Origin of the sequence: Neisseria sp. P0008.S010, assembly GCF_051962715.1 — a bacterium.
GTDB classification, from domain to species: Bacteria; Pseudomonadota; Gammaproteobacteria; order Burkholderiales; family Neisseriaceae; genus Neisseria; species Neisseria elongata.
Genome location: NZ_JBQCVA010000051.1, coordinates 1 through 15,311 on the forward strand (window position 1 = coordinate 1; position 15,311 = coordinate 15,311).

At 52.2% G+C, this 15,311-nt stretch carries 13 protein-coding genes, 3 tRNA genes and 1 pseudogene; 11 read left to right on the plus strand and 6 right to left on the minus strand.

The window, feature by feature from the left end; genetic code table 11:
* Positions 1–92 precede the first annotated feature (92 nt).
* The gene (gene folD / locus ACTHSL_RS10640) at positions 93–944 is read right to left on the minus strand and encodes a bifunctional methylenetetrahydrofolate dehydrogenase/methenyltetrahydrofolate cyclohydrolase FolD (protein WP_041961648.1); all 852 of its coding nucleotides are present in this window, start codon (positions 942–944) and stop codon (positions 93–95) included.
* Between the two features lie 209 nt (positions 945–1,153).
* Between folD and ACTHSL_RS10645 the strand changes: the two genes are divergently transcribed.
* From ACTHSL_RS10645 to ACTHSL_RS10685, 9 genes are all read left to right on the plus strand, one after another.
* A tRNA-Pro gene (locus ACTHSL_RS10645) sits at positions 1,154–1,231 on the plus strand.
* A gap of 33 nt (positions 1,232–1,264) precedes the next feature.
* Positions 1,265–1,341 (plus strand) — tRNA-Arg (locus tag ACTHSL_RS10650).
* 20 nt (positions 1,342–1,361) lie between these two features.
* Positions 1,362–1,437, plus strand: a tRNA-His gene (locus ACTHSL_RS10655).
* 246 nt (positions 1,438–1,683) lie between these two features.
* Entirely contained in the window at positions 1,684–2,184 is a 501-nt protein-coding gene (locus tag ACTHSL_RS10660) for an adenylyltransferase/cytidyltransferase family protein (RefSeq protein ID WP_440381385.1), read from the plus strand.
* Positions 2,185–3,903 carry a bifunctional biotin--[acetyl-CoA-carboxylase] ligase/type III pantothenate kinase gene (locus ACTHSL_RS10665; protein WP_440381386.1) on the plus strand — a complete coding sequence of 573 codons (1,719 nt, stop codon included), beginning with the start codon at positions 2,185–2,187 and terminating at the stop codon, positions 3,901–3,903.
* Positions 3,900–4,805 carry a hypothetical protein gene (locus ACTHSL_RS10670; protein WP_440381387.1) on the plus strand — a complete coding sequence of 302 codons (906 nt, stop codon included), beginning with the start codon at positions 3,900–3,902 and terminating at the stop codon, positions 4,803–4,805. The genes ACTHSL_RS10665 and ACTHSL_RS10670 overlap by 4 nt, the downstream gene beginning before the upstream one ends.
* Before the next feature lie 490 nt (positions 4,806–5,295).
* Complete coding sequence (gene porB, locus ACTHSL_RS10675) at positions 5,296–6,444, plus strand: trimeric porin PorB (protein WP_440381388.1); 1,149 nt, start codon at positions 5,296–5,298, stop codon at positions 6,442–6,444.
* Positions 6,445–6,655: 211 nt separating this feature from the next.
* Positions 6,656–9,472: an isoleucine--tRNA ligase gene (gene ileS, locus ACTHSL_RS10680; RefSeq protein ID WP_440381389.1), complete on the plus strand. Its 2,817-nt coding sequence runs from the start codon at positions 6,656–6,658 to the stop codon at positions 9,470–9,472.
* Between the two features lie 226 nt (positions 9,473–9,698).
* Positions 9,699–10,283 carry a DUF924 family protein gene (locus ACTHSL_RS10685; RefSeq protein ID WP_040666232.1) on the plus strand — a complete coding sequence of 195 codons (585 nt, stop codon included), beginning with the start codon at positions 9,699–9,701 and terminating at the stop codon, positions 10,281–10,283.
* 236 nt (positions 10,284–10,519) lie between these two features.
* Here ACTHSL_RS10685 and murA read toward each other — a convergent pair whose 3' ends face one another.
* From murA to ribF, 4 genes are all read right to left on the minus strand, one after another.
* Positions 10,520–11,770 carry a UDP-N-acetylglucosamine 1-carboxyvinyltransferase gene (gene murA, locus ACTHSL_RS10690; RefSeq protein ID WP_440381390.1) on the minus strand — a complete coding sequence of 417 codons (1,251 nt, stop codon included), beginning with the start codon at positions 11,768–11,770 and terminating at the stop codon, positions 10,520–10,522.
* A 35-nt stretch (positions 11,771–11,805) separates the two neighbouring features.
* Positions 11,806–12,051, minus strand: a complete 246-nt coding sequence (locus tag ACTHSL_RS10695) for a BolA family protein (RefSeq protein ID WP_440381391.1) — start codon at positions 12,049–12,051, stop codon at positions 11,806–11,808.
* 159 nt (positions 12,052–12,210) lie between these two features.
* The gene (locus ACTHSL_RS10700; RefSeq protein WP_049251769.1) at positions 12,211–12,513 is read right to left on the minus strand and encodes a hypothetical protein; all 303 of its coding nucleotides are present in this window, start codon (positions 12,511–12,513) and stop codon (positions 12,211–12,213) included.
* Between the two features lie 101 nt (positions 12,514–12,614).
* On the minus strand, positions 12,615–13,541 hold the full coding sequence (ribF, locus tag ACTHSL_RS10705; RefSeq protein ID WP_440381392.1) for a bifunctional riboflavin kinase/FAD synthetase: 927 nt from the start codon (positions 13,539–13,541) through the stop codon (positions 12,615–12,617).
* A 185-nt stretch (positions 13,542–13,726) separates the two neighbouring features.
* On the opposite strand from ribF, the gene ACTHSL_RS10710 reads away from it, so the two are divergent.
* The gene (locus ACTHSL_RS10710; protein ID WP_003773897.1) at positions 13,727–14,473 is read left to right on the plus strand and encodes an amino acid ABC transporter permease; all 747 of its coding nucleotides are present in this window, start codon (positions 13,727–13,729) and stop codon (positions 14,471–14,473) included.
* 87 nt (positions 14,474–14,560) lie between these two features.
* Here the strand turns inward: ACTHSL_RS10710 and ACTHSL_RS10715 are convergent, their stop codons facing one another.
* Complete coding sequence (locus tag ACTHSL_RS10715; RefSeq protein WP_440381393.1) at positions 14,561–15,049, minus strand: DUF302 domain-containing protein; 489 nt, start codon at positions 15,047–15,049, stop codon at positions 14,561–14,563.
* A 167-nt stretch (positions 15,050–15,216) separates the two neighbouring features.
* On the opposite strand from ACTHSL_RS10715, the pseudogene ACTHSL_RS10720 reads away from it, so the two are divergent.
* Positions 15,217–15,311: pseudogene (locus ACTHSL_RS10720) on the plus strand (IS481 family transposase); the annotation flags it as partial.

A 15,311-nucleotide genomic window follows, 5' to 3' on the forward strand; every position in this document is an offset into this window, starting at 1 on the left:
ATTGTAGCGCAAAATATCGGCAACAGGTGGTGTCGGAAGTAAAGAGGCCGTCTGAAAAATGCTTTTCAGACGGCCTGTACTATATGATTGAATCAGTCGTGCAGTTCGGCGGCATGCAGGGTGTTTTCCAGCAGCGTGGCAATCGTCATCGGACCCACTCCGCCGGGAACGGGCGTAATCATGGCGGCGCGTTCTTTTGCCGTTTCAAATTCAACGTCGCCGCACAGGCTGCCGTCGTCCAAGCGGTTGATGCCGACATCGATAACCACCGCGCCGGGCTTGATCCATTCGCCTTTGACGAAATTCGGGATGCCGACGCCCGCTACCACAATATCGGCCGACGCCACTTCCTCGGCCAGATTGCGCGTTTTGCTGTGGCAGATGGTAACCGTGGCGCGGGACAGCAGCAGTTCCAGCATTTGCGGCCGGCCGACGATATTCGACGCGCCGACGACGACGGCTTTTTTCCCTTCCACTTCCACGCCGTAGCTTTCCAGCAACGTCATCACGCCTTTGGGCGTGCAGGGGCGCATCAGCGGCATTTTTACCACCAGGCGGCCGACATTATAAGGATGGAAGCCGTCCACATCTTTATGCGGCAGAATGCGCTCCAAAACCGCCTGGCTGTTTATCTGTTTCGGCAGCGGCAGTTGAACCAAAATGCCGTCCACATCCGGATTGCCGTTCAATTCGTCCACCAATGCCAGCAGCTCGTCCTGCGTGGTTTCAGACGGCATTTCATAAGAGCGCGATTCGAATCCCGCTTTTTCGCAGGCGATTTTTTTGTTGCGGACGTAAACCGCGCTGGCGGGATCGTCGCCAACCAATATGACGGCCAGACAGGGCGTATGCAGCCCTTTGTTTTTTCGTTCGGCTACGCGGTCGGCCAGCATGGACAGCCTTTGCCGTGCAACTTCTTTACCGTCGATGATTTGTGCGGACATGGAAAACCTTTCAAACAGAAAACGGGAAGGCGGCATTATGGCATTTTTTGCCGTACTTTTCATAATTGCATCCGTGCGTGGTGGTGTCGAAATGTGCGGTGGAAGATAAATACGTTTTAAAAATAGAACGGTATGGTCGGTTTGGTAAAAAACATGGCGCGGACGCTTGACGCAAAATAAAGCTTTCTGTATAATTCGCCTCTTCTCGTCGGGGCGTAGCGCAGCCCGGTTAGCGCATCTGCTTTGGGAGCAGAGGGTCGTGAGTTCGAATCCCACCGCCCCGACCAGAAACCCGATAAAATCAGCACGCAAAGGTTGATGCGCCCGTAGCTCAACCGGATAGAGCACCCGCCTTCTAAGCGGGCGGTTACAGGTTCGATTCCTGTCGGGCGTGCCAAAACGGCAAGTTTTCTTGTGGTGGCTGTAGCTCAGTTGGTAGAGCCCCGGATTGTGATTCCGGTTGTCGTGGGTTCGAGCCCCATCAGCCACCCCAAAATCAAAACAAAACCCGCCTCTTTAATGAGGCGGGTTTTGTTATTTTTGTTTCCGGCATGGTTGGCATGGCTATGGTGCAGTTCGCTGCTTCAGACGGCCTCAGGTTTTAGGCAGGCCGTCTGAAACAGAAAACGGCAGTTTATTTGTGTTTGAAGCCGAAAAGCGATGCCGATAATCGGCGGATTGCCGTCTTGCCATGCTTTCGGTATGATTTGCCCCTTTATTTCAGTTGAGTACAAAGAGAATGCAAACTTGGCCGCTGCCTGATTTTGAAGGGAAAATTTGCCCTCCTGAGATGCTGTCCGCAAGAATCGCCGCCTTGCCCCGACCGCTGGTTTTTACCAATGGCTGCTTCGATATCCTGCACCGGGGGCATGTTACTTATTTGGCGCAGGCCAGGGCGGCAGGTGCGGCCATGGTGTTGGCGTTGAATACCGACGAGTCGGTCAGGAGGTTGGGTAAGGGTGATGACAGGCCGATTAACACGCTGGCTGATCGGGCGGCAGTGGCGGCAGCATTGACCAGCGTCGATTTGGTTACTTGGTTTGATCAAGATACGCCTTTCGAGCTTATCGAACTGGTCAGGCCGGATATTCTGATTAAAGGCGGCGACTGGCCGGTGGAAAAAATCGTCGGCTCTGCCGAAACGCTGGCGAGGGGTGGGAAAGTCTATTCGATTCCTTTCCTGCATCAAACTTCCACTACTCAGACGTTGGCCAAAATCCGCGCTTCGGAGCGTGCGTAAATGCAGGCTGTTCATTGGCGGTTGCTGGCCGAGCTTTCAGACGGCCTGCCCAAACATATCGCGGCACTGGCTGGGAAGGCGGGTGTGAAACCGCAGCAGTTGAACGGTTTGTGGCTGAAAATGCCCGCGCATATCCGGGGGTTGTTGCGCCAGCAGGACGGTTATTGGCGTTTGGTGCGGCCTTTGGCTGTTTTTTCGGACGAGTGCCTGTCTGCCGTTGCGGGCGGTTTCCGTGCCGAACTGCTCCATACCCATCCATCAAGCAATGATGCGGTATTGATGGCGGCAAAGCGCGATATTGATGCCGCACACCGTTATCTGTGTATTGTGCACGAACAAACCAAAGGGCGGGGCCGGCAGGGGCGAAGCTGGTACAGCCGCATCGGCGAATGCCTGACATTCAGTTTCGGTTGGGTATTCGAACGGCAGCAGGGCGAATTGGGTGCTTTGTCGCTGGCAGTCGGTTTGGCTTGTTGCAATGTATTGCGGCGGCTGGGTGTGCCGGTGCAACTCAAATGGCCGAACGATTTGGTTGTCGGCAGCGACAAATTGGGCGGCATTTTGATTGAAACCATGCGCGGCGGGGGCAAAACGGCCGCCGTTATCGGCATAGGCTTGAATTTTGTTTTGCCGAAAGAGGTTGAGAATGCCACATCCGTTCAGGCCGCCTGTCAAAGTGTGCCGCCGAGTGCCGCCGAATTGCTCGGAATCCTGCTGGGCGAATTAGACGGCATATTGTCCGAATTTGCAGTGCACGGTTTCGCCCCTTTCCTTGCGGCTTATGAGGCGGCCAACCGTGATCAGGGTGCTTCCGTCCGTCTGCTGCATAACGGGCAAGTACTGGAAGAAGGCACTGTACTCGGTGTGACCGAACAGGGCGTATTGCGGCTGGAGACGGCCGGAGGCGAAAAACGGATAGCCAGCGGCGAAATCAGTCTGCGTCAAAGCATTGAACCTGCCGGTAGGGCGGCAACACGCTATTTATTGTTGGACGGCGGTAACAGCCGTCTGAAATGGGCATGGGCGGAAAACGGCAAAATAGGCAATGTTTCGGGTGCGCCGTATCGTGATTTGCAGCAATTGGGCGAAGACTGGCGGCATTTCGGCGGTAACGGCGTCGCGATAGTTGGCAGTGCGGTGTGCGGGGATGAAAAGAAGGCGCTGGTGCAGGAGCAGTTGGCGGCAGAAATCGAATGGCTGCCGTCCATGCCCCATGCCTTGGGTATCCGCAATCACTACCGCAATCCTGCGGAACATGGTTCCGACCGTTGGTTTAACGCATTGGGCAGCCGCCGATTCAGTCGGAATGCCTGTGTGGTCGTCAGTTGCGGAACGGCCGTAACGATAGACGCGCTAACCGATGACGGCAGTTATCTCGGCGGCAGCATCATGCCCGGTTTTCATTTGATGAAAGAGGCCATGGCCATGAAAACCGCCAATCTAAACCGGCGAATCGGGCGCGTTTATCCCTTCCCGACCACCACGTCCAACGCATTGGCGAGCGGCATGATGGATGCGGTCTGCGGAGCCGTTATTTTGATGCACGGCCGTCTGAAAGAAAAAATCGGCGGCGACAAAACAGTAGATGTCATCCTCACCGGAGGTGGTGCGGCCAAAGTGGCCGAGGCCTTGCCGCAAGCGTTTGTTTTAGACAATGACATTAAAATCGTAGATAATTTGGTCATTTATGGCCTGTTAAGCTGGGTGGGACAAGAATGAAATGGTTGTTTTTTGCGTTGTTGGCGCTGAATATCGCGATATTCGGCGGCATGACGCTGCCTAAAGTCATGGAAAAACAAGAGGCGGAAATGATGGCCAAAAGGAAAGAGGCCAGTGCCCGGATGGCGCGTGATTCCGCCGACTTGCCGCAGCCCATGGTCAAACCTTCGGATGCAGGTGCGTCCGAAACGCCGGCCTCTGCCGTTGCATCCGCCCCGTCGGGCAACTGGTTGACGGACAACGGCGGTGCGGCCGATGTCTATATCGAGCCCACCGATACCGAAGAAGATACGGCGAAACAGATAGCCAGATTGCAGGATGAAAGAAACCGCCGCCAAATTCAGGCCAAAGAAGAAGCCATGCGGCGCAGCAAGTATGCACAGGGCAATAATAATCAGGGCAACTTTGAGCGTCAGCCCGTCGTTACAGAGGCAGGACAGGGAAACCGCTGTGTAACAACGGCTAATGTTTCCCTGCCCGAAGACGACTATCACAGAATAAAAGGGCTGTTAAACCGTTGGCCGCATGCGGCCAGCCGCACGGTAGAGCGCAAAGAGGCAGCCAGGAGTAATAAAACAAGCTATGCGGTTTGGACGCCGATTCAAATTGATGCCGGCAGCCAAATGCAGGCCCTTCAAAGCAAAGGCTTCAATACTGTACTAATGGAAGGCGGCATCAGCATTGGTATTCGGTCTGATAAGGCGCAAGCCCAAGCATTGTTAAACCGTTTGCAGGGTGCGGGTTTTACAGGCCAGTTACGCGAGGTGAATTCAGGTTCGTCCGGAGGCCAGAGTGTTGCCAAAATGCAGATTACATTCATGACTGTAAACGATGCCGATATCAAAGCCATTCAAAATATAGTTGGAAGTTACGGCAGGCTGTCTAGAAACAAATGCCGTTAAAAACAACGGCAGGCCGTCTGAAATGTGTTTTATTGTAAAACGTCTTTCAGGCGGCCTTTTGATTTTTTGATGCCGAATTGGTGATATCAAGTTAATCCGTTATGCCTGCAGTCAGGTTTCAGACGGCCTCTCCTGCCGCAAAGTCAGTCTTGCAGTGCCTTTGTCTGCTCGGCAGTAGGACGGATGCCCGATGCAGCCATAATTGGATGTGGGTGATTTCGCAATAAACAGCTATTAAGGGATAAAGCTGTAACAACATGAAATTTCAGGCAACGCCATGAAACGAAAGCAAATAAGCAATGTTTGTGGGAAAAATAACACACTTTTTGCAGCATTCGTGCAGGGGAAACGCCGATAAAGTTTGTTTTTTTATGGCGGAACATTTATATTAACAGCCATGTAATCGCTGGCAACGGCGATAAACGCAACAGCTTAATCGGAGTCATCCGGTTTCGCCTGATTTTCTTAAACATAGAAAAGGAATACAGCAATGAAAAAAACTCTGATTGCTCTGTCTTTGGCCGCTTTGTCTACTGCTGCAATGGCAGACGTAACTCTGTACGGCACCATTAAAGCTGGTGTTGAAACTGCTCAGATTAAACATAAAGAGCGAAATGGTAATGTTACTACAACAACAAAAAACCATACTGAAACCGCAATTGCCGACTTCGGTTCACGCATCGGTTTCAAAGGTCATGAAAACTTAGGTAATGGCTTGAACGCTATTTGGAAAGTAGAACAAAATACTTCAGTTGCCGGAACTGACGCTGGTTGGGGTAACCGCCAAGCTTACATCGGTTTGGAAACTACTGCCGGTACTTTCCGTGCCGGTAAAATTGGTACTCAGTTGGACGATATGGATAAAGTCGACCAATGGGAATATTCCAATAATGCTTTAGGTTTGGATATGTTTACTCGTACCGGTCAGAAAGTTGTTTCTGTACGCTACGATTCTCCGGTATTCGCAGGTTTCAGCGCAAACGTTCAGTTTACTCCGCGTGACAATGGTGTAAATACTATTCGCGGTGTTAATAAAGGAATTCCTGGTACTTCTAATACTACAGAGAATTCTGGTCGCTATAATAACGCTAAAGACAATGCAGGTTACTATGCTGGTTTGAACTATGAAAACGCTGGTTTCTTTGCCCAATACGGCTTCGGCTACAAAAAAGCTGCTTATGTAACCAGTAATGGACGCAGCAAATCTGGTCAGGCTCACCGCGTCGAAGCCGGTTATGATGCCAATAACCTGTTTGTTAGCGGTGGCTATCAATACACTAACGGTTGGGATAGTCTGAAAAGCTATGATGCTGCTTTGAAAGACAATGATGCCTATAATGCTTCTACTGACCATTCTGCTGGCCTGAAAACTCACGAGTTGGCTGTCAGCGGTGCGTACAAACTCGGCAATGTAACACCTAAAGTTACTTACGCCCACGGTTTTAAAGCAAAAGGCAAAGGCTTGAGCAATGATCAGAAAAAACAAGCTCAGTATGACCAAGTAATCGTAGGTGCTGATTACGATTTCTCTAAACGTACTACTGCGTTTGCTCAAGCAGGTTGGTTGAGAGCAGGTGATAAAAACACTGTTCGCGTAGAAACTACCGCTGGTTTGGTTGGTCTGCGCCACAAATTCTAATTTAATTTTAGAATTGTTTGTTAAAGAGCCTGTTTTGCAGGCTCTTTTTAGTTATTGAGGCCGTCTGAAAATTTTGTTTCAGACGGCCTTTCCGCAATCCTTGCGCATACCCTTATAATCAAGGGCTGTTTCCGCTACAATGCGCCATGCCTTGAATTTCAGACGGCCTAAAAAGGCCGGTTTTTATATTCCACTATTGCCGAGACACAAAATGACCGATTACCGTAAAACCGTTAATTTATTGGATACGCCGTTTCCCATGCGCGGCGATTTGGCCAAACGCGAGCCCGAATGGCTGAAAAGCTGGTATGAACAAAAGCGTTATCAAAAACTGCGCGAAAAAATGCAGGGCAGGCCGAAATTTATCCTGCATGACGGCCCTCCTTATGCCAACGGCGATATCCATATCGGTCATGCCGTTAATAAAATCTTGAAAGACATCATTCTGAGAAGCAAAACCTTGGCTGGCTTTGATGCGCCTTATGTGCCGGGCTGGGACTGTCATGGTTTGCCGATTGAAGTAATGGTGGAAAAGCTGCACGGTCGCGATATGCCTAAGGCGAAGTTCCGCGAATTATGCCGGTCTTATGCTGCCGAACAAATTGCGCGGCAGAAAAAAGACTTTATCCGTTTAGGCGTGTTGGGTGATTGGGAACGCCCTTATCTGACCATGGATTACCACACCGAAGCCGACACGGTGCGTACTCTGGGGGAAATTTACCGGGCAGGCTATCTGTATCGGGGTGCGAAGCCCGTTCAATTCTGCCTGGATTGCGGATCATCATTGGCGGAAGCGGAAGTGGAATATAAGGATAAAGTTTCTTCGGCCATCGATGTTGCCTATCCGTTTAAAAGCAATGATGCCGTGGCTGCTGCTTTTGGGTTGAAAGAAATAACTGGAGACAGTTTTGCCGTCATTTGGACGACCACGCCTTGGACGTTGCCTGCCAGTCAGGCTGTCTCTGCGGGAGCGGATATCGTTTATCAACTGATTGCCACGCCGAAAGGGAATTTGGTTTTGGCTAAAGATTTGGCGCGTGATGCGCTGAAGCGCTACGGCTTGTTGGTTGGCGGAGCCGATGATGAATCTCTTTCAGATGGCCTCCGGGTTTTGGCGGAAACAACGGGGGCAAGGTTGGAAAGCCTGCAATTGAGCCATCCGTTTTTAGAGCGCGATATTCTGTTGTTGAACGGCGAACATGTGAGTACCGAGGCCGGTACGGGCTTGGTTCATACTGCGCCGGCGCACGGTTTGGAAGATTATTTTGTCTGCATCAAATACGGCATCGAACTGTTTAACCCTGTAAACGCACAAGGGCGTTATATTGCCGGAACACCGCGCGTTGAGGGCATGACGGTTTGGGAAGCCAATCCTGTGATTGTCGGATGGCTTGAGGAAGTAGGGCGGTTGTTGGCGAACAACAAAATCGAACACAGTTATGCCCATTGTTGGCGGCACAAAACCCCTTTGATTTACCGTGCCACCGGCCAATGGTTTATCGGTATGGATAAAGAGGGTGCGGACGGTAAAACCCTGCGCAACAAAGCGTTGAAGGCTGTGGACGATACCGAATTTTTCCCGGCGTGGGGTCGTGCGCGTTTGCAGGCGATGATTGAAGGCCGTCCTGATTGGGTGGTTTCGCGCCAACGGTTCTGGGGTACGCCGATGACCTTTTTCGTGCATAAAGATACGGGCGAATTGCATCCCGATTCGGCACGGTTGCTGGAGGAAGTGGCCAAGCGCATTGAGGAAAAAGGTATTGAGGCATGGTTTGCCTTGGATAAAAGCGAGTTGTTGAGTGCGGAAGATTGCGAAAATTACGACAAATTGTCCGATACAATGGATGTATGGTTTGATTCGGGTTCGACACATTATTCCGTGCTGAAGCAGCGGGAAGAATTGGCTTGGCCGGCCGATTTGTATTTGGAAGGAAGCGACCAGCACCGCGGTTGGTTCCAATCCTCCATGCTGACCGGTTGCGCCACTTTGGGGCGTGCGCCGTACAAACAGTTGCTGACGCACGGTTTCGTTGTCGATCAAAACGGCAGAAAAATGTCGAAATCGCTAGGCAACGTGGTTGCACCGCAGGAAGTGTATAACGAATTCGGCGCGGATATTCTTCGCCTGTGGACGGCTGCTACCGATTACAGCGGCGAATTGGCCATTTCAAAAGAAATTCTGAAACGGGTAACTGAAAGCTACCGCCGTTTGCGGAATACATTGCGTTTCCTATTGGCCAATTTGAGCGACTTCAATCCGATTGAAGATGCCGTACCGCAGGCAGATATGGTGGAAATCGACCGTTATGCCTTGGTAATGGCGCGCCAACTACAGGAAAAACTGGCCGGCGATTATTATCCGCGTTATGCCTTCCATTTTGCGGTACAGGATATTGTGTCGTTCTGCTCGGAGGATTTGGGTGCGTTCTATCTCGATATTTTAAAAGACCGCCTCTATACCACCAAGGCTGGCAGCCATGCCCGCCGCAGTGCGCAAACTGCGCTTTACCACATTACCCGCAGCTTGGTTTTACTGATGTCGCCGATTTTGTGTTTTACCGCAGAAGAAGCTTGGGACATCATTGGCGGCGGCGAGGAAGATAGCGTGTTGTTCCATACTTGGCATGATTTCCCGCAAATGCCGGCTGCCAGCGAAGCGGAGCTGGTGAAGAAATGGCAGGCCATACGCGAGGTGCGTAATGCCGTTACTGCTGCAATCGAACCGTTGCGTGCGGACAAGTCGCTGGGTTCTTCGTTGCAGGCAGAGGTGGAGATTACTGCTGATGCCGATTTGGCTGCTGCATTGTCCGCATTAGGCGAAGAATTGCGTTTTGCCTTATTGGTTTCGAAAGCCGTAGTTAAGGAAGGAGATGCCTTGTTGGTTGATGTGCATGTTAGCAGCGGGCAAAAATGCGAACGTTGCTGGCACTATACCGAAGATGTCGGAACAGTGGCAGAACATGCAACCGTCTGTGCCCGTTGTGTCGATAATATTGACGGGCAGGGCGAAACAAGGAATTACGTTTAAGCCTTAGTTCAAAAGGCCGTCTGAAAATTGGTTCTCAGACGGCCTTTTAGATTGTCTACAATGATAAGATAAATCAGCATGTTGCACATAAATTGTGCGTTAGTCTGAAAATATGACCGTTTGTTTTTAAAAATAACCGATAAACCTAAATGAAATAAGCAGGAGACCGTTTGTAATACAATCATCCCCCTTTCCATTCAACCGCTTTGTTTCAGAAGGAAGCATGATGCAGCTGATGTATGTAACCCCGCAAGAAATTCTGGATTTTTGGTTCAGCAAAGAAGTCAAACGGCATTGGTTTGAACATAGCGAATATTTGGATACGAAAGTCCGTGTGATGTATGAGCGGATTTTTCGCGATGCTGTGAATTGCGAATTATCGGACTGGCGGGATACCATTCAAGGGCGTTTGGCCGAAATTATCATTCTCGACCAATTTTCAAGGTTGATTTTCCGCGGCAGGCCGCATGCTTATACACAAGACCGTATGGCACTGCTGCTGGCTCAGGAAGCCGTTCGGCATCAATCTTTTCCTTTCTTGGAAGCCAAGCAGCGCCAGTTTATCCTCATGCCTTTCCTGCATAGTGAAAACCGTAATATCCATACTGTGGCGCGCGGTTTGTTCCAGCGGTTCGGTACGCCGAAGAGTGTACGGTTGGAAGAGCGTCATAAGGCCGTTATCGACCGTTTTGGGCGTTATCCCCACCGCAATGCCATTTTAAACCGTCAAAGCACTCCTGAAGAATTGGCCTTTTTGAAGGCAAACCCCAGCGGTTTTGAGTTGGATGACGAGGATGATGACGACGAGTGATAAGACGGTCTTTTAAAGATTGTTTGTCTGGAGAATGAAGCAAGCAAACAGATGCTTTAGGTTTTTCAGACGGCCTGTATGTAAGCCGGGTTCTGTATATTGCGGAACTCGGCTTTTTCTATTTCCGACTGTGCCGCTTAACGGGGGGCTGAGGGGAAGTGTTTATTTGAATTACCCCTATCAATTCAGACGGCCTTCCGCATAGGGGAGGCCGTCTGAAAACAGGGGAAACGAAATCACGAAATCCGTTCGATTTTCGCACCGACGCGGCCGAGTTTGGTTTCGATGTGTTCGTAACCTCTGTCGAGATGGTAGATGCGTTCGACAACGGTTTCACCGCCTGCCACTAATCCTGCAATGACGAGGCTGGCGGAGGCGCGCAGATCGGTTGCCATCACGGTTGCGCCGGAGAGTTTTTCCACACCGTTTACGAAAGCGGTATTGCCTTCGGTGGAAATGTCCGCACCCATGCGGTTGAGCTCGGGAACGTGCATGAAGCGGTTTTCAAAAATGGTTTCAATCACTTTGGAAGAACCTTCCGCCACAGCGTTCATGGCCATAAACTGAGCCTGCATGTCGGTGGGGAAGCCGGGATGTTCGGTGGTGCGGATGTTTACCGCTTTCGGCCGCCGTTTCATATCAATGGAAATCCAGTCGTCGCCCGCTTCGATAAGTGCACCGGCTTCCACCAGTTTGTCTAAGACGGCTTCCATGGTTTTGGGAGCGGCGTTGCGCAGTACGACTTTGCCGCCGGTCATGGCGACGGCGCATAAAAACGTACCCGCTTCGATTCGGTCGGGAACGACGCTGTGTTCGCAGCCGTGCAGTTCTTTTACTCCTTCAATTGTCATGGTCGGTGTACCGATGCCGCTGATTTTCGCCCCCATTTTGACTAGGCATTTCGCCAAATCGACAACTTCGGGTTCGATGGCGCAGTTTTCCAAAACGGTGGTACCTTCGGCCAATGTGGCGGCCATCAACAGGTTTTCCGTGCCGCCCACGGTAATCATGTCCATGACCACGCGCGCGCCTTTCAGACGGCCTGAAGCTTTAACGTAGCCGTGTTCGATGATGATTTCCGCCCCCATGGCTTCCAGCCCTTTCAGGTGCTGGTCGACGGGGCGCGAGCCAATGGCGCAGCCGCCGGGCAGGCTGACTTCTGCTTTGCCGAAGCGGGCAAGGGTAGGGCCGAGGACGAGGATCGAGGCGCGCATGGTTTTTACCAGCTCGTAAGGAGCGCAGGTGTTATTGACCGTGCCGCCGTTGATTTCAAATTCGGAAACATTGTCGGTTAAAACGCGCGCGCCCATGCCTTGCAGCAGTTTCTGCGTGGTTTTGACATCGCGCAGCATGGGGACGTTTTTCAGCCGCAGCGTATCTGCGGTCAGCAGTCCGGCGCACATCAGCGGCAGGGCGGCGTTTTTTGCGCCGGAGATGGTAATTTCGCCGTTTAAAGGGCCGTTGGCGGAAATTTTAAGTTTGTCCATGGATTGCTTTCGGTAGGGACGGGAAAGGTGGGCGGTTAGCCGTGTGCAGCCCATTCCGCAGGTGTGGCTGCAACGGAAACCGATAGGGCGTGCAGTTCGTTGGAAGCTAGTTTTTCGGCCAAACCGTCTTTAATCAGGCGGTGGCGTGCCAGTCGGGCTTTGCCTTCGAAGGCGGATGAGACGATGACGGCAAAAAAGTGGTGGCCGTCGCCTTCCACTTCGATGTGTTCGCAAGGGATGACGGCGGCAATCAGTTCTTTGACCTGTTCGGGCAGCAGCATGGCGGTTCCTTTTGTTGTGTCAGTTTGTTGGGTTATAAAAGGCAGGATTATACCGTTTCGCTTTCAGGCCGTCTGAAAAATATCGGACGGCAAACAAAGAGGCCGTCTGAAAACCTGGAAACAGGTTTTCAGACGGCCTTCTTATTTGAATGTTTCGGCTTATTGGTATTGGCCGGCAGCCGCGCCTGCGCCGATAACGAATACGACCAGCAGGATATAAAGCGCAACCACGATGGCCATGAAAATCAGCCAGGCCTTGCAGTAGTTGGCTTTGTTGGGGTTGGTGTTGCTGCCGAAGCCCCATACGAAAGCCATAATCAGGTTAACCAAAGGAATGGCCAAAACGATGGAAGTCACAATCCAGTCGCCAATGGTCATGACGGGAGCCTGCTGTTGGCCGAATTGTTGCGGTTGGTGATATTGCGGCTGCTGGTTCAGCAGCGGGTTGGACGGTTGGTTCATTCAAACTCCTAAAACAAGGTTGTGCTGTTTGCAAAAAATTACGCGGATTATACCTATTTTCACTGACAGTTGTCATCCTTATTTATAACTTTTCGCATTTGTCAGGCGGACTGCCAGCTTTTGGCCGCCCTGATGTCTGCGGCGATCTGCCGCCGGAGTTGTTCCATATCGCCGAATTTTTCTTCATCGCGCAATTTGTGCAGGAAACGGACAAACAGCCGTTGGCCGTAGAGGTTGCCCGAAAAGTCGAACAGGTGGACTTCCAGCTTTTGCCTGCCCGAATCGCTGACGGTGGGATTGAGGCCGAAACTGGCCACGCCGCGCCGTTTGCCGAACGCGCCGGATGCTTCGACGACGAAAACGCCGTTTAAGGCATAGCGGTGCGGCGGCAGGTGGATGTTGGCGGTCGGGCTGCCGATTGTCCGTCCCAGTTTGCGCCCGTGGGCAACCCGCCCGCTCAAGACGCAGCCGTGTCCCAAAATCTGTTCCGCCTCTTTCAGACGGCCTTCGCGCAAGGCTTGCCGCACGGCGGTACTGCTGGCGCGGATGCCGGCCACGAGGATGCTCGGCGTGCGTTCGGTAACGAAGCCGCCCTGGTTTTGCAGCAGGTCGAAGCTGCCCGCGCGGTCGCGGCCGAAACGGAAATCGTCGCCGACCAGCAGATAGCGGGTGTTTAATTCCCGTTGCAGGATGTGTTCGATAAAGTCTTCGGCGGGCATTTGTGAAAATGCGCGGTTGAAACGCAATACGCGGACGTTGTCCACGCAGCCGCTTTCGTGCAGCAGGCGCAGCTTGTCGCGCAGCGGTGTCAGGCGGGGCGGCGGTTCGCAGCCCCGCAGTCGGGCAAAGAATTCGGCCGGTTGCGGCTCGAAAACGACGGCCGTGCTTTGCAGGCCGCGTGCGGCGGCCTCGCTTTTGAGACGTTGCAGGATGTGGCGGTGGCCGAGGTGTACGCCGTCGAAGTTGCCGATGGTAACGGCTGCGGGCGGGGCGTTTTGCACAGGCGTGCCGCCAAGGAGGATTTTCATAGGGTTGCCGCTAGGAAAAAAGCGGCTATTGTAAACGGATTTGGCGGGTGCTTACAGTATGGTGGGGAGCGCGGCGGCAATTAAATGTTTCAGGCGGTGTTTTTTCTTGTAAAATGCGCGGTTTCCCATGCAAAAGGCGCAACGCCGTTTTTGCTTTCCGTTACAACTGTCGGGCAGTTTGTTATATGAGTTTCCGTTTCGATATTATTTATGAATACCGCGAGATGTTCCTGATAGGGGCATTGACTACTTTGGGACTGACCTTCGTCGCCACGCTGGGCGGTACGCTGCTGGGGCTGCTTGGTGCGCTGGCGAGGATTGTACGTTTCGAGAAGGGCGGGCCGCTATTGAAGGCCTTGGCCTGGCTGCTGCGGAATGTTTCACTGCTGTATGTAACGCTGTTTCGCGGTACGCCTTTGTTTGTGCAGATTTTTATTTGGTATTACGTTTGGAGCGTGGCCCTGATTCATCCCGAACACGGCTGGTTGGTGAATGGGGAGCAGGCAATCGCCATGCGGCGCGACTACGGCGCGATTACGGCGGGTGTTTTGGCATTGACTGCCAATGCGACAGCGTATATCACCGAGATTTTCCGTGCGGGCATCCTGTCTATCGACAAAGGCCAGATGGAGGCGGCGCGTTCGCTCGGCCTGACTTACCCGCAGGCGATGCGTTTTGTGATTCTGCCGCAGGCCTTCCGCCGTATGCTGCCGCCGTTGGCAAACGAGTTCATTACGCTGTTGAAAGACAGTTCGCTGCTTTCTTCCATCGCCGTGGCTGAATTGACTTATGTACAACGCACGATTTCCGGACGTTTTTCAATTTACGAAGAACCGCTGTATGCCATCGCGCTGATTTATCTGCTGATGACCATCTGCCTGAGCTGGTTCTTCTCCTCGTTGGAGAAACGCTACAATCCTCAGCGTCGTTGATTGTTCTAACGAATCAAATGGCAAAAGAAGGCCGTCTGAAAAACCGTTTCCGGGTTTTCAGACGGCCTTTTGGTATTTTGCTGCGGCTTATTCCGTTACGGTTTTTGCAATCAGTTTTTCCGCATTGGCCAAGCTGTTTTCCACGTCGGAGAAGTTGATTTTGCTGCCCTGAATCAGGGCACGGGTGTCGTTGAAGACGACTTTGACTTGTCCGTTCTGTTCCGTAACCAGCACTTGCAGCGGCAGTTGCAGGGCAAATTCGGGGTCTTTGACCATCAGCGGCGTTCCGGCTTGGAGCGTGCCGAAGACGATGACGGTAGCCGGCTGCATGGTCAAGCCGGATTCCCGGGCGGCGGCCTGGTGGTTGACAATGCCGAAAATGCTCATGCCTTTGGCAAGGAAACTTGCCTGCAGGCGGGCAACGGTATCATCGAAGCTGTAGCGGCTGGTGATGCTGTGGACGGAAGGCATGGCTTGCTCCTTTTTTGCGGAAAGTTGGGACGGCGCGGCGCAGGCAGCCGTGCCGAGAAGGATGGCTAAGGCGATGGCGCGCAGTGAGGTGGCTTTGAGGTTCATTTTGAATGCTCCGTGTCGGGGTAGGATGGATTTGAGGCCGTCTGAAACACGGTTTTATTCCGTTGAAGCTGTGTTTTAGCTTCGCAGGAACTCGTCTCCCTTTGGAAAACTTGTTTTAGCTGTAGAAATCCCTAGCGTTGTTTACAGTATTTCAGGAGAATACTGACATGAACATGCACAAAAATACCCGCCTCACCCCGCACCACCGCCAAGCCATTTGGACAGCCTACACCCAAGAGAAGGAAAGCGTAAGCTCATTGGT

Bases quoted from the DNA above. Each gene is read 5' to 3' on its own strand.
- ACTHSL_RS10665 (WP_440381386.1), top strand. From the start codon at position 2,185: ATGCAGGCTGTTCATTGGCGGTTGCTGGCCGAGCTTTCAGACGGCCTG.
- ACTHSL_RS10670 (WP_440381387.1), top strand. From the start codon at position 3,900: ATGAAATGGTTGTTTTTTGCGTTGTTGGCGCTGAATATCGCGATATTC.
- ileS (WP_440381389.1), top strand. From the start codon at position 6,656: ATGACCGATTACCGTAAAACCGTTAATTTATTGGATACGCCGTTTCCC.
- ACTHSL_RS10685 (WP_040666232.1), top strand. From the start codon at position 9,699: ATGCAGCTGATGTATGTAACCCCGCAAGAAATTCTGGATTTTTGGTTC.
- ribF (WP_440381392.1), bottom strand. From the start codon at position 13,541: ATGAAAATCCTCCTTGGCGGCACGCCTGTGCAAAACGCCCCGCCCGCA.
- ACTHSL_RS10695 (WP_440381391.1), bottom strand. From the start codon at position 12,051: ATGCTGCTGCCCGAACAGGTCAAAGAACTGATTGCCGCCGTCATCCCT.
- ACTHSL_RS10700 (WP_049251769.1), bottom strand. From the start codon at position 12,513: ATGAACCAACCGTCCAACCCGCTGCTGAACCAGCAGCCGCAATATCAC.
- ACTHSL_RS10710 (WP_003773897.1), top strand. From the start codon at position 13,727: ATGAGTTTCCGTTTCGATATTATTTATGAATACCGCGAGATGTTCCTG.
- porB (WP_440381388.1), top strand. From the start codon at position 5,296: ATGAAAAAAACTCTGATTGCTCTGTCTTTGGCCGCTTTGTCTACTGCT.
- ACTHSL_RS10715 (WP_440381393.1), bottom strand. From the start codon at position 15,049: ATGAACCTCAAAGCCACCTCACTGCGCGCCATCGCCTTAGCCATCCTT.
- folD (WP_041961648.1), bottom strand. From the start codon at position 944: ATGTCCGCACAAATCATCGACGGTAAAGAAGTTGCACGGCAAAGGCTG.
- ACTHSL_RS10660 (WP_440381385.1), top strand. From the start codon at position 1,684: ATGCAAACTTGGCCGCTGCCTGATTTTGAAGGGAAAATTTGCCCTCCT.
- murA (WP_440381390.1), bottom strand. From the start codon at position 11,770: ATGGACAAACTTAAAATTTCCGCCAACGGCCCTTTAAACGGCGAAATT.